This is a genomic window from Streptomyces sp. NPDC056144 (genome assembly GCF_042264145.1).
In the GTDB taxonomy this organism is placed as follows: Bacteria; Actinomycetota; Actinomycetes; order Streptomycetales; family Streptomycetaceae; genus Streptomyces.
Genome location: NZ_JBHJVF010000001.1, coordinates 535,358 through 547,584 on the forward strand (window position 1 = coordinate 535,358; position 12,227 = coordinate 547,584).

At 72.9% G+C, this 12,227-nt stretch carries 12 protein-coding genes; 6 read left to right on the forward strand and 6 right to left on the reverse strand.

What is annotated here, in order from left to right; translation table 11 throughout:
• Positions 1-79: 79 nt before the first annotated feature.
• Both ACFC0Z_RS02320 and ACFC0Z_RS02325 read right to left on the reverse strand, forming a co-directional pair.
• A complete protein-coding gene (locus tag ACFC0Z_RS02320) occupies positions 80-310 on the reverse strand; it encodes a hypothetical protein (protein ID WP_376433422.1) in 231 nt (76 codons plus the stop codon).
• Positions 311-372: 62 nt separating this feature from the next.
• Entirely contained in the window at positions 373-1,656 is a 1,284-nt protein-coding gene (locus ACFC0Z_RS02325) for an MFS transporter (protein WP_376431842.1), read from the reverse strand.
• A gap of 155 nt (positions 1,657-1,811) precedes the next feature.
• Here ACFC0Z_RS02325 and ACFC0Z_RS02330 point away from each other — a divergent pair, with 155 nt between their 5' ends.
• The 3 genes from ACFC0Z_RS02330 to ACFC0Z_RS02340 all read left to right on the forward strand — a co-directional run bounded on the left by ACFC0Z_RS02330 (position 1,812) and on the right by ACFC0Z_RS02340 (position 4,654).
• The gene (locus ACFC0Z_RS02330) at positions 1,812-2,846 is read left to right on the forward strand and encodes a LacI family DNA-binding transcriptional regulator (RefSeq protein ID WP_376431844.1); all 1,035 of its coding nucleotides are present in this window, start codon (positions 1,812-1,814) and stop codon (positions 2,844-2,846) included.
• Between the two features lie 187 nt (positions 2,847-3,033).
• On the forward strand, positions 3,034-3,303 hold the full coding sequence (locus ACFC0Z_RS02335) for a hypothetical protein (protein WP_376431846.1): 270 nt from the start codon (positions 3,034-3,036) through the stop codon (positions 3,301-3,303).
• Between the two features lie 163 nt (positions 3,304-3,466).
• Positions 3,467-4,654 (forward strand): thiolase family protein, encoded by a 1,188-nt coding sequence (locus ACFC0Z_RS02340; protein WP_376431848.1) that lies wholly within the window; start codon positions 3,467-3,469, stop codon positions 4,652-4,654.
• 94 nt (positions 4,655-4,748) lie between these two features.
• On the opposite strand, the gene trxA is transcribed toward ACFC0Z_RS02340, so the two are convergent.
• On the reverse strand, positions 4,749-5,120 hold the full coding sequence (trxA, locus tag ACFC0Z_RS02345; RefSeq protein WP_376431850.1) for a thioredoxin: 372 nt from the start codon (positions 5,118-5,120) through the stop codon (positions 4,749-4,751).
• Between the two features lie 89 nt (positions 5,121-5,209).
• Here trxA and ACFC0Z_RS02350 point away from each other — a divergent pair, with 89 nt between their 5' ends.
• On the forward strand, positions 5,210-6,664 hold the full coding sequence (locus ACFC0Z_RS02350) for a dihydrolipoyl dehydrogenase family protein (protein WP_376431852.1): 1,455 nt from the start codon (positions 5,210-5,212) through the stop codon (positions 6,662-6,664).
• 3 nt (positions 6,665-6,667) lie between these two features.
• On the opposite strand, the gene ACFC0Z_RS02355 is transcribed toward ACFC0Z_RS02350, so the two are convergent.
• Positions 6,668-7,279: a TetR/AcrR family transcriptional regulator gene (locus ACFC0Z_RS02355; RefSeq protein WP_376431854.1), complete on the reverse strand. Its 612-nt coding sequence runs from the start codon at positions 7,277-7,279 to the stop codon at positions 6,668-6,670.
• 143 nt (positions 7,280-7,422) lie between these two features.
• Here ACFC0Z_RS02355 and ACFC0Z_RS02360 point away from each other — a divergent pair, with 143 nt between their 5' ends.
• Both ACFC0Z_RS02360 and ACFC0Z_RS02365 read left to right on the forward strand, forming a co-directional pair.
• Positions 7,423-8,829: a purine-cytosine permease family protein gene (locus ACFC0Z_RS02360; protein WP_376431856.1), complete on the forward strand. Its 1,407-nt coding sequence runs from the start codon at positions 7,423-7,425 to the stop codon at positions 8,827-8,829.
• A gap of 42 nt (positions 8,830-8,871) precedes the next feature.
• Positions 8,872-10,548 carry an amidohydrolase gene (locus ACFC0Z_RS02365; RefSeq protein ID WP_376431858.1) on the forward strand — a complete coding sequence of 559 codons (1,677 nt, stop codon included), beginning with the start codon at positions 8,872-8,874 and terminating at the stop codon, positions 10,546-10,548.
• A 3-nt stretch (positions 10,549-10,551) separates the two neighbouring features.
• Here ACFC0Z_RS02365 and ACFC0Z_RS02370 read toward each other — a convergent pair whose 3' ends face one another.
• Complete coding sequence (locus ACFC0Z_RS02370) at positions 10,552-11,433, reverse strand: F510_1955 family glycosylhydrolase (RefSeq protein ID WP_376431860.1); 882 nt, start codon at positions 11,431-11,433, stop codon at positions 10,552-10,554.
• Between the two features lie 86 nt (positions 11,434-11,519).
• On the reverse strand, positions 11,520-12,164 hold the full coding sequence (locus ACFC0Z_RS02375) for a DUF305 domain-containing protein (protein ID WP_376431862.1): 645 nt from the start codon (positions 12,162-12,164) through the stop codon (positions 11,520-11,522).
• Positions 12,165-12,227: the final 63 nt, after the last annotated feature.

A 12,227-nucleotide genomic window follows, 5' to 3' on the forward strand; every position in this document is an offset into this window, starting at 1 on the left:
AAGTTCCCCCTTCACCGGGGCCGTGCGGACCCGGTGAAGGGAGTGTGCGCCCGTGGCGGGCGCACACTCAACGGTTCTTTCAACTGTCGTACGCGGCTGTGACATAGACGGTGCGCGGAGGCAGATGTTCCACGACCATCACGACCGTTCCGGTCTCGATCCGCTCCTTCGGCGACGCCGGATGGGCGAGGAAGTGCTCGGCGCCGCCGCGGATCCGGACGATCACCTCGCCCACGAGGCCGGGCCCGACCGTGCCGGTCACCCGGCCGAGCAGGCCCACCATCGAGGGGTCGTTCGACGCGTCGCCCATGTCCATGCCTGAACGGTACGTCAACGTGGCTGCGCCGTAACGGGGTTAGCGGGTTGGCGGGGTCAGCGCACTCCGCGGATGGGGCGCACGGCGAGCGCGCCGAGGACCGACAGGGCGGCTCCGACGACGAACAGGCCCGTGTAGCCGCCGCCGCTCAGGGAGACGACGAGCGAGGCGACGAACGGGGCGATGATCTGCGGACCGGCGTTGGCGACGTTGAGGACGCCCATGTCGCGGGCCGCGTCCTCGGCCTTGGGCAGCACCATGGTGACCAGGGCGGTGTCCACCGCCATGTAGCAGCCGAAACCGATGCCGTTGATGATCGTGAACGCCATCATCGCGGCCCAGCTCGTCGAGACGGCGGGGATGGCCAGGGAGAGCGCGGTGATCGCGGCGGAGGCGCCGACGAACAGCTTGCGGCGGTCGTAGCGGTCGGACAGCCAGCCGCCCAGGACGGTGGAGACCACCATGGCGACGGAGCCGATCGGGGTGAGGATGGCGACGGCGCCCTCGGGGGAGAGCCCGTCGGGCAGCTCGGTGTGGTCCTGGAGGATGTAGATCTGGAAGACGGCGATGGCGAAGTAGCCGAGCATCAGCAGCGCGCGGCCGATGAACGCCCAGAGGAAGTCGCGGTTCTTCAGGGCGCTGCCGAACGCGGTGACCTGCTGCTTGAGCGGGACCGGCGCCTTCGGGGGCATCCGCTCCTCGCGGGCGCAGGTGGTGAAGAGGACGGCCGCGCCGGCGACGATGGCGCCGAAGATGAGGTAGCCGGTGCGGTAGTCCTCGGAGAAGGCCGCGCCGACGAGGGCGCCGACGGTGGAGCCGATGGGCAGGCCGAGGCCGACGGCGGCGGAGGCCTTGCCGCGCGCGCTCATGGGGATGCGGTCGGGCACCACGGAGGTGATGGCCGCCTGGTAGACGTTCATGACGGCCTGGCCGAGACACCACATGATCGTGACCAGCAGGATCGTGTGGACGCTGCCGAGCAGGAACATCACCGGCACGGCGAGCAGGCCGCCGCCCAGGATCCACGGGTTGCGGCGGCCCGAGCGGTCGGAGAGGGCACCGGCGACCGGGTTGAACACCGTCGCGAAGATCGCGGAGACGCCGGCGACGAGGCCGAAGTTGGCGACCTTGTTCGCCGGGTCGATGTCCTCGATCTGGAGGGCGAGGAGGACGCCGGCGACGCCGATGTACAGGGCGTACATGGCGGTGTTCCCGACGAGGAGCAGGGTCATGAGGCCCCGCGTGGGCCGGGGCGTCACGGGGGAGTCGGGGCCGGCCGAACCGGTGGCGGCGCCGGCGGTGCCGGTCTCGGAACCGGTTCGGTGGGAGGAAAGGGCCACGTTGCCCTCCTGAGGAGATCGCCCGATGAGGGGGCGAGGAGCGGACTGAAGCAGGTATTTACACGTGTCAGTGACACGTGTGAGCATTGTGTAGCACCCATTTCCGGCCAACCGCCAGACCTGACGCCGGATTGTTCTGGAAAGATGCCGGATCGATGAGCGAGCAAAGCGAACAGTCCCCCACAGGCACCGCCGGGCGCCCCGTCCCCACCAGCGCCGATGTCGCCCGCCTCGCGGGCGTCTCCCGGGCCACCGTCTCGTACGTGCTGAACAACACGGCGGCGGTCCGGATCAGCGAACCCACCCGCAGGAAGGTCCGCGAGGCGGCCGAGGAGCTGGGGTACGTGCCCCACGCCGCGGCCCGCAGCCTGCGCGCGGGCCACACCCGCATGGTGCTGCTGCCCAGCGCCCACGTCCCCATCGGCCCGCTCTACGGCCGGTTCCTCAGCGACCTCCAGCGCGAGCTGCGCCGCCGCGACTACACGGTCGTGCAGTACGGCAGCGAGGGCCTCGGCGGCGACGAGGCGGCCCGCGCCTGGGCCGAGCTGCGCCCGGTCACCGTCGTCGCCGTCGGCGACATCGCGCTCACGGCACAGGGCGTCGAGCTCCTCAAGCGCTCCGGCGCCCGCGCGGTGATCACCCTCGGGACGCGGGAGGTGGCGGGCGCGCACGCCCTCGGCCTCGACCAGGGCCAGGTCGGCGAGGTCGCCGGCGCACACCTCGTCGCACGCGGCCGGCGCCGCATCGGCGTGATCGTCCCCGAGGAACCGGGCCTGGAGATGTTCTCGGGCCCCCGCCTGGAGGGCGTCCGCCGCGCCGCGGAGGGCTCCGGCGCCACCGTCGTACCCCTGCCGCTGCGGTACGAGGAGGAGGCGGCCGAAGCCCTGGCGGCGCGCTGGCCCGAGCTGGGCCTCGACGCCGTCTTCGCGTACAACGACGAGTACGCGATGCTCCTCATGCGCGCCCTCCAGGACGCCGGCGTCTCCGTCCCCGACGACACCGCCGTGGTCGGCGCCGACGACCTCCTCCTGGGCCGCCTGCTCCGGCCCCGGCTCAGTACGGTCCGCCTCGACATGGTCCTCGGCGGCGAACTGGCGGAGCTCATCGACCAGGCGGTCCGCGAACCGGACGCCCCGCTCAAGTCGCGACGCCTGCTCGACTCCCGCGTCATCCCCCGGGAATCGAGCTGACGCGCCACCCACACCCCGCACCCCGCCGGTCCGGCTCGCCACCCGGACCGGCGGGCCGCGTCGTCCCGTACCGGCGGGTCGTGCACGCGCCGGTCGGGTCTCGTGCCCGTACTGGGCGGTCTCGTGCCCGTCCCGGTCGGGACCGTGTCGCCCGGCGGGAGCCGGGCGCAGCGCTTAGCGTCGACGCATGACTACTGTTCCGCAGCGTTTCGAGATCCTGCTGGTGCCCGAGCACGTCGAGGACCGGGGCGGCGCCTCCGTGGAGGACTCCGCGGTCCGGTCGGCCGTCGTCGAGGCCACCGGGCGGCAGGGCGCGTCCGGTTATCCCATCTACGAGGGTCACGGCATGCGCGCCGACCTCGACCCGGAGACGCGCACGGTCGAGGCCCTGCTCGTCGACGGGCGCGAGCTCGACTACGGCCTCACGGCCCTCGTCCGCCCGGCGGCCCGCGGCTGACCTGCCGCTCTCCCTCCCCGGCGCCGCCCCCGAGGCCCGGCCCGAAGACGGCCGTTGACACGGTACGTGCATCCGGCACAGACTCGGCGGCGCACGGGGGGAGAGGGACACGCTCCCCACCAGGCGGACAGAGTCGTTCCGAAGGTCACGTGGGAGAGAACCGATGAGCATCCGCGACGTCTACATCGTCGACGCCGTCCGCACACCGATCGGGAAGTTCGGGGGCGCGCTCTCCTCGGTCCGCCCCGACGACCTCGCCGCCCACGTGGTGAAGGCGCTCGTCGACCGCACGCCCGCGCTCGACCCCGCCCGCATCGACGACGTGTACTTCGGCGACGCCAACGGCGCCGGCGAGGACAACCGCGACGTGGCCAGGATGGCCGTCCTGCTCGCCGGACTCCCCGTCACCGTCCCCGGCGTCACCGTCAACCGCCTCTGCGGCTCCGGCCTTGAGGCCGTCATCCAGGCGGCCCGCGCCGTCGCCCTCGGCGACGCGACCGTCGCCATCGCCGGCGGCGTCGAGTCGATGTCCCGCGCCCCCTGGGTCCTCCAGAAGCCCGAGCGCGCCTTCCCCGCCGGCCACCAGCAGCTCCACTCGACCACCCTCGGCTGGCGCATGACCAACCCGCGCATGCCCGCCGAGTGGACCGTCGCCCTCGGCGAGGGCGCGGAGCTCGTCGCCGACAAGCACGGCCTCACCCGCGACCAGCAGGACGCCTTCGCCCTCGCCAGCCACCAGAAGGCCTCCGAGGCCTGGGCCAAGGGTCTGTACGACGGCGAGGTCGTCCCGTACGAGGGTGTGGACCTGCTCCGCGACGAGTGCATCCGGGACTCCACGTCCCTGGAGGCCCTCGCCAAGCTGAAGCCCTCCTTCCGCCCGACGGGCGGTACCGTCACCGCCGGTAACGCCTCGCCGCTCAACGACGGCGCCGCCGCCCTGCTCCTCGTCGACGAGGAAGGGCTGCGCGAGACCGGCCGCGAGCCCCTCGCCCGTATCCGCGCGTCGGCGGTGACCGGCATCGAGCCGCAGCTCTTCGGCCTCGGCCCGGTCGCCGCGGTCCGCCGCGCCCTGGAGAAGGCGGACCGTTCCTTCGCCGACCTGACGACCTTCGAGCTCAACGAGGCCTTCGCCGCCCAGGCCCTGGGCTGCCTCGCCGAGTGGCCCGATCTCGACCCCTCGATCGTCAACCCGCGCGGCGGCGCCATCGCCATCGGCCACCCCCTGGGTGCCTCCGGTGCCCGCCTCGCCGGCTCCGTCGCCCACCAGCTCGCCGCCGCCGGATCGGGCACGGGCCTCGCGGCCCTCTGCATCGGCGTCGGCCAGGGCCTCGCGCTGGTCCTGGAGCGCTGACCCCGTACGCGCGGCCCTGACCCCGTACGCGTACACGCGAGAAGGGGGTCACGGGATGGTCCCGTGACCCCCTTCGAGGCTGCGTGGGCTCAGGTCACTGGCCCTGCTGCTGCGCCGCCTCGACCGACTTGCGCACCTCGTCCATGTCCAGGTTCCGCGCCTGCCCGATGACGTCCTCCAGCGCGGCCTCCGGCAGCGCGCCCGGCTGCGCGAACACGGCCACGTTGTCGCGGACGATCATCAGCGTCGGGATGGAGCGGATCTCGAACGCGGCGGCCAGCTCCTGCTGCGCCTCCGTGTCCACCTTCGCGAAGACCAGGTCCTGGTGACGCTCCGACGCGGCCTCGAAGATCGGGCCGAACTGGCGGCACGGGCCGCACCACTCCGCCCAGAAGTCGATGAGCACGAACCCGTTCCCGCTCACGACCTCGTCGAAGTTGTCCTTGGTGAGCTCTACGGTGCTCATGCTGTCTCTTCCTGTCTGTCGGGGACTCGCCCGGCACAACGGCGTAGCGAGCCGCGCTATTCCGCCCCCTTCCCCGCAGACTGGTGCCCATGACACGAATGGTGGAAGACGCCTTTGACGTGGTGGTCCTCGGCGCGGGGCCGGTGGGCGAGAACCTGGCCGACCGGGTCCGCGCGGCGGGTCTCAGCGCCGCGATCGTCGAGAGCGAGCTGATCGGCGGCGAATGCTCGTACTGGGCCTGCATGCCCAGCAAGGCCCTGCTGCGCCCCGCCATCGCCCGCTCCGACGCCCGAAAGGTGGCCGGCCTGCGGGAGTCGGTCTACGGGCCGCTCGACGCCCTGGAGGTGCTCCGCCACCGGAACGCCGTCGTCGGCGACTGGAAGGACGACGGCCAGGTCGACTGGCTGGATTCGATCGGCGCCCGCCTCTTCCGGGGGCACGGCCGCCTCGTCGGCCCGCGTCGCGTCGCCGTCACCGGCCCCGAGGGCGACGAGCACCTGCTCACCGCCCGCCACGCCGTCGCCGTCTGCACCGGCAGCCGCGCCGTCCTCCCCGATCTTCCGGGCCTCCCCGGCGCCCACCCCTGGACCAGCCGCGAGGCCACCAGCTCCGACCACGTGCCCGAGCGCCTCGTCGTGGTCGGCGGCGGAGTCGTCGGTACGGAGATGGCCACGGCCTGGCAGGCCCTGGGATCCAAGGTCACCCTGCTCGTACGGGGCGGGGGCCTGCTCCCGCGCATGGAGCCGTTCGTCGGCGAACACGTCGCCCAGGCCCTGGCCACGCGCGGCGCCGACATCCGTACGGGTGTCGACGTCACCGCGGTCGTACGGGACGGGGGCACCGGACCGGTGACGGTCGTCCTGGACGGCGGCGACCACGTCGAGGCCGACGAGGTCCTCTTCGCGACCGGCCGCGCCCCGCGCACCGAGGACATCGGCCTGGAGACCGTCGGCCTGGAGCCGGGCTCGTGGCTGGACGTCGACGACAGCCTCCGGGTCACGGGCACGGACTGGCTGTACGCCGTGGGGGACGTGAACCACCGCGCGCTCCTGACCCATCAGGGCAAGTACCAGGCGAGGATCGCGGGGGCGGCGATCGGGGCGCGCGCGAAGGCTCAGTCGCCGGGGGTGGGGGAGGGGGACGTCGGGGGCACGCCCTGGGGCCCGTACGCCGCCACCGCCGACCACGCGTCCGTCCCGCAGGTCGTGTTCAGCGACCCCGAGGCCGCCGCCGTCGGCCTCAGCCTCGCCGAGGCCGAACGGGCCGGCCGCCGGGTCCGCGCCGTCGACATCGAGATGAACCAGGTCGCGGGCGCCGGACTCTACGCCCAGGGCTACAAGGGCCACGCCCGCATCGTCGTCGACCTCGACCGGGAGGTCGTCGTCGGCGCCACCTTCGTCGGCCCCGGCATCGGTGAACTCGTCCACTCGGCGACGGTCGCGATCGTCGGCGAGGTCCCGATCGCGCGCCTCTGGCACGCCGTCCCCTCCTACCCGACGCTCAGCGAGGCGTGGCTCCGTCTCCTGGAGGCCTACCGGGGCTGACGGTCAGTCAACTGCCAGGGGTGCGAGGATCCGTGCCGCCGCCCGTGCCGCCTCCAGTGCGGGACGGGCGTCGCGGCCGGACTCCTGGCCGAGGACGACCCGGGTGCTCAACCCGTCGAGCAGGGCGAGGAGTTCGGAGGCGCGGGCGGGCGCGTCGAGCGGCGCGAAGCGTCGTCGGGAGACGCCCGCCGTCAGGATCTCCTCCAGGTCCTCCTGCCAGCCGAGATCCAACTCCTTCTGGGCCGCTTGCAGTTCGCTGTTCCCGGGCGTGCGGGCCCAGAGCTCGATCCAGAGCGTCCAGCGCGGGTCGCGGGGCCCGCGCGGGAGGTAGAGGCGGAGGAAGAGGTCCAGCTTCCGCTCGGCCGTGATCCGGCGGGCGAGCAGGGCGCGCCGTTCCTCGGCGAGCGCGGTCTCGCTCCACCGGAGGGCGGCGAGCAGGAGCAGGTCCTTGCTGCCGAAGTAGTACAGGATGTGGCCGCCGCTGGTGCCGAGCCGCTCGGCGAGCGCCGACATGGTGAGCGAGGCGAGCCCGTCCTCGGCGATGGCCGCCATGGCCTCTTCGAGCATCCGCTCCTGGGTGACGCTGCCGTCCCGCCGTCGTGCCGCCCCTGCCACCGCCGTGGCCCCCGTTCCGTCGTCCTGTGTACGGAAACCCTAACCGGAGGTGCCCGGGGTCTTGACGTGTCCTGAACCCGTCGCGCATCTTGAATGCCGTTCAAGAAAATAGAACGGCATTCAAGAAGCGACAGGAGTGCGGAGTGCTCGGACACGAGACGGCGACCGTGACCACGGGCCGGGACGAGGTCTTCCAGGTCGAGGAGCACGGCATCGACCCCATCCCCGACGCCGAACGGCACGGCGACGCCAAGGACGTCTTCTGGCTCTGGTTCGGCTCGAACCTCACCTTCACCTACGTCATCAACGGCGCCCTCGCCGTCGCCTTCGGGCTCTCCTTCTGGCAGGCCACCGCCGTCGTCGTCATCGGCGGCCTCGCCTTCCTCGCCATCGGCGCCGCCGGACTCAGCGGCGTCCGCACCGGCACCGCGACCCTCGTCATCTCCCGCGCCGCCTTCGGCGTCCGCGGCAACTGGCCCGCCGGACTCCTCAACTGGATCGTCAGCATCGGCTACACCGTCGTGAACACGGTCGTCGGCACCCTCGCCCTCGAAGCCTTCTTCGCCGACCTCGGCTGGCACGGCGGCCACGCCCCCCGCGCGCTCGCCCTCGCCGTCACCCTCGCGCTGACCTTCGCCGTCGCCCTCTGGGGCCACGCCACCGTCCAGTTCGCCGAGCGCTGGATGGCGTACGTCCTCGCCGTCGGCTTCGCCGTCCTGCTCGTCCTCGTGCTGCCCGGCGCCGACACCTCCGCCCCCGCCGCCGCGCCCGGGGCCTCCGGCTGGAGCCTGGCCTTCGTCGTCATGCTCGCCGGCCCGTTCTCGTACCTCCCGATGCCCGCCGACTACACCCGCTACCTGCCGCGCACGACCACCCTCAAGGCCGTCACCGTCAGCGGCGCGCTCGGCGGCTTCCTCTCCTCCGTCGCCCTCGGCGTCGCCGGGGTGGCCGCCGCGACCCAGGTCGACATGACCGACGCCGTCGCGGGCACCGAGAGCCTGCTCCCCGGCTGGTTCCAGCCGCTCTTCCTCGCCCTCGTCCTCGGCGGCTCCGTCACCAACTCGATCATCACGCTCTACTCGTCGAGTCTGAACCTCCAGGTCCTCGGCATCCCCTGGAGCCGCGCCCGCGCCATCGTCATCAGCGCCGCCGTGACCGCCCTCGGCTCCCTCGGCGCCCTCTTCCTCACCGACTTCACCACCTCGCTCCTCTCCTTCCTCTCCCTCCTGATCATCGTCTTCGCCCCCTGGGGCGGAGTCTTCCTCGCCGACATGGTGCTGCGGCGCTGCCGGTACGACTCCGACGCCCTGCACCGCACGGGGCCCGGCGGCGCCTACTGGTACCGCGCGGGCGGGCACCCCGCCGGACTGACCGCCCTCCTCGCGGGCCTCCTCTTCTCCGCCCTCACCTGCGACTCCACCCTCTGGACCGGCCCCCTCGTCGCCCCGCTCGGCGGCGCCGACCTCACCCTCCTCGGCGCGGTCGTCTCGGCACTGGTGTACGTGCTCCTCGCCAGCGGGCACGTCACCCCGCACCCGCCCGCCCTCTGAACCGCACCACTCCACCCCTGTACGACACGGAGTCACTTCCCCATGAACCGCACCACCCCCGCCGACCGCTCCCGCCCCGCCGACCTCCTCCTCGTGGGTGCCCGCATCCACACCGTCGACCCGGCGCGGCCCGAGGCCGAGGCCATGGCCGTACGGGACGGCCGCATCGTCTGGATCGGCGCCGACGCCGACGCGGGCCCCTGGGCCGGCCCCGGCACCCGGGTCCTCGACGCCGCCGGCCGGCTCGTCCTGCCCGGCTTCGTCGACGCCCACAACCACGTCCGCCTCGGCTCGGACGACGCCTGCGTGCAGCTCGCGGGAGCCCGCACTCTCGACGAGATCCACGAGCGGATACGGGAATGGCGCACCGCCCACCCCGAGGCCCCGTGGATCGAGGCCGAGGCCTTCGACTACTCGGCGCTCGACGGCGGACGCATGCCCACCGCCGCCGACCTCGACCCCGTCACCGGCGACACCCCCGCCCTCGTCCTCAGCTACGACGTCCACACCGCGTGGCTCAACACCGCCGCCCTGCGACGCCTCGGCGTCGACCCCGACCACACGGACCTGCCCTTCGGCCGTGCCGTCGTCGACGAGCGGACCGGTGAACCCACCGGATTCGTCAAGGACTTCGCCGTCAAGGGGCTCTCCCGCGCGGGGCACCGCGCCCTGCGCGAGCTCGGCGTCCCCTGGGCCTCGCCCGACCGCCAGTACGGCCGACTGGCCAAGAGCCTGGACGACGCCGTGGGTTACGGCATCACCACCGTCGTCGAGCCGCAGAACTCCCTCGACGACCTCGCCCTCTTCCAGCGCGCCCGCGCGGAAGGCCGCCTGCGCTCGCGCATCGTCGCCGCCCTCTTCCACCCGCGCGGCACGACGGACGAGGACCTCGACGAATTCTCCGCGGCAGCACGAGAGTTCTCGGACGACCGGCTCCGCGTGGGCCCGCTCAAGCTCTACATCGACGACGTCGTCGAGCCGCGGACGGCCGCGCTCCTCGAACCGTACGCGGGCTGCTCCCACCACCGCGGCGACACCTTCTACCCGCCGGAGGAGTTCGCGGAGCTCCTCACCCGTCTCGACGCGCGCGGCTTCCAGTGCTTCGTGCACGCCACCGGCGACCGGGGCATCCGCACCGTCCTCGACGCCGTCGCCGCCGCCCGAGCCGCCAACGGCCCGCGCGACGCCCGGCACCAGGTCGTCCACGTCGAGTGCCTCGACCCGGCCGACACCCCGCGCTTCGCCGAGCTCGGCGTCGTCGCCTGCATGCAGCCCCGGCACGCGGCCCCCGACATCGCGGGACCCGGCCAGGCGTGGGCCGAGAACGTCGGCCCCGGCCGCTGGCACAAGGCGTGGCCGCTCCGCAGCCTGCGCGAGGCCGGGGCGGTCCTCGCCCTCTCCAGCGACTGGAACGTCGCCGAGATGGACCCCATGGTCGGCATCCACGCGGCCGTCACCCGCCGCCCGCTCGCCGGAGGCGAGCCCTGGACGGCGGAGGAGACGATCGACGTCGCCACCGCCGTCGAGGGCTACACGATGGGCTCGGCCTACGCCAACTTCCTGGAGAACGAGCGGGGTTCGCTCACCGTCGGCAAGCTCGCGGACTTCGTCGTCCTCTCCCGTGACATCCTCCGCGTCGCGCCCGAGGAGATCCCGGGCACGGTCGCGGAGACGGTCGTGGTGGGCGGAGAGGTGGTCGTGGAGCGGCGCCTCCGGTGACCGTCAGTGGTCGTCGCCCCCTGTCGTCACCGCCATCCGCCCTTCGAAGGTGCGGCCCGCGTCCCGGGACTCGTACACCCCGTCCTGGGTCGCGACGAGGAGACGCCGGGCGTCGACGACGGTGAGCGCCTGCGGGGCACCGCCCGGGACGGCGGCGACACGGGTCCAGGACGTCCCCGCCCGCGTACCCGTACCCGTACCCCTGAAGAGGACGCCGTTCGGGTCGACGCCGAAGAGGGCGTCGGGGGCGCCCCAGTCCACGTACGCGAGGACCTGCCCCGTACCGGGCGCGAAGGTCTTCCCGCCGTCCGTGCTGCGGGCGACTCCGGTCTCCGTGGTGGCGAGGACGGTGTCAGGGGAGGTGGGGGAGACGGCGATGTCGAGGGCGCGCAGCGCGGCACCGTCCTGCCAGGTGACGCCGTCGCGGCTGATCCGCAGGCGCCCGTTCGCGCTGTCGTGGCCGTAGACCGTGGAGTCGGCGGCGGTGTCGAGGGAGTGGAAGTCGACCTCGCCGCCGAGCGACTTCTCGCGCCAGGTGAGGCCGGAGTCCGTCGACTCGATCAGACCGAGGTCGGCGGGGCCGTCCGTGCCGGGAGCCGGATGTCCGCTGGCGAGGAAGGTGCCGGCGGGGGTGATCGTGAAGCCCATGAAGTCGTCCCGGCGGTCGCCGACCGGGGTCGGGCGGCCGGCGGGACCGGGGGAGTGGACCCCTTCGTGGGTGGCGACGTAGAGGGTGTCGCCGAGGGCGCCGAGACCGTGGATGTGGCTGAGGGCGGCGGGGGAGTCGTCGGACGGCTGGTCCTGGGAGCAGCCGGTCAGGGCCAGGGCAAGGCCGAGGGCGGTGACGGCGGCGGTGGCCGCGGTCCCGCTGAAATGCTTCTTCATCGTTCTTTCGCCGAGGGAGGAGAGGAGGGGCGGCCGGCCCGGTGAGGGACCGGCCGCCCCGGGAGATCACGGGGGAGGGGCCGGGATCAGAGCCGGCCGAGGATCTTCCGCAGCTCGGCGATCTCGACGGACTGGGTCCGCACGACGTCGTCGGCGAGCCGCTTGGCGCCGGCGTCGAGGCCGTTCTTCCGCTCGTTCTCGGCCATGGTGACCGCGCCCTCGTGGTGGGCGATCATCAGCTCGGCGAACTTCCGGTCGAAGGCCTTGCCCCGGGTCGCGGCGAGCTCCTTCATGTCCTGCCCGGACATCATCCCGGCCATGCCGTGACCGCTCCCGGAACCGCCCTGGGCGGTGTCGGGCCTGCCCCAGCCCTTGAGCCAGGCCTTCATCTTCAGGATCTCCGGGTCCTGTGCCTTCTCGATCGCGGCGACGATCTTCTTGACCTGGGGGTCCTGGGCGCGGCCGTCGGCGAGCTCCGCCATCTCCAGGGCCTGCTGGTGGTGGGGGATCATCATCTGCGCGAACATCACGTCGGCGTCGTTGAAGCTGGTGACGGCCCCCGTGGTGGAGGGGGAGGCGGAGACGGACGACGTCGTGGACGTACCGCCGTGGTCCATCCCGCTCATGCCGCCGTCCGAGCCGTCGTTCCCGCCACAGGCGGAGAGCAGGAGCCCGGCGGCGACGACGGCCCCGGTGAGGGCGAGCTTCTTCTTGGTGCTGAGACTGCGCATGGGAGTGATACCTCGTGTGTGCTGTCCGTACGGCGCACGGGGTGCCCGTACGAGCGGAAAAAG

Coding starts and splice junctions, on each gene's coding strand:
- ACFC0Z_RS02320 (WP_376433422.1), bottom strand. CDS start 310: ATGGGCGACGCGTCGAACGACCCCTCGATGGTGGGCCTGCTCGGCCGG.
- ACFC0Z_RS02330 (WP_376431844.1), top strand. CDS start 1,812: ATGAGCGAGCAAAGCGAACAGTCCCCCACAGGCACCGCCGGGCGCCCC.
- ACFC0Z_RS02335 (WP_376431846.1), top strand. CDS start 3,034: ATGACTACTGTTCCGCAGCGTTTCGAGATCCTGCTGGTGCCCGAGCAC.
- ACFC0Z_RS02340 (WP_376431848.1), top strand. CDS start 3,467: ATGAGCATCCGCGACGTCTACATCGTCGACGCCGTCCGCACACCGATC.
- trxA (WP_376431850.1), bottom strand. CDS start 5,120: ATGAGCACCGTAGAGCTCACCAAGGACAACTTCGACGAGGTCGTGAGC.
- ACFC0Z_RS02350 (WP_376431852.1), top strand. CDS start 5,210: ATGACACGAATGGTGGAAGACGCCTTTGACGTGGTGGTCCTCGGCGCG.
- ACFC0Z_RS02365 (WP_376431858.1), top strand. CDS start 8,872: ATGAACCGCACCACCCCCGCCGACCGCTCCCGCCCCGCCGACCTCCTC.
- ACFC0Z_RS02370 (WP_376431860.1), bottom strand. CDS start 11,433: ATGAAGAAGCATTTCAGCGGGACCGCGGCCACCGCCGCCGTCACCGCC.
- ACFC0Z_RS02375 (WP_376431862.1), bottom strand. CDS start 12,164: ATGCGCAGTCTCAGCACCAAGAAGAAGCTCGCCCTCACCGGGGCCGTC.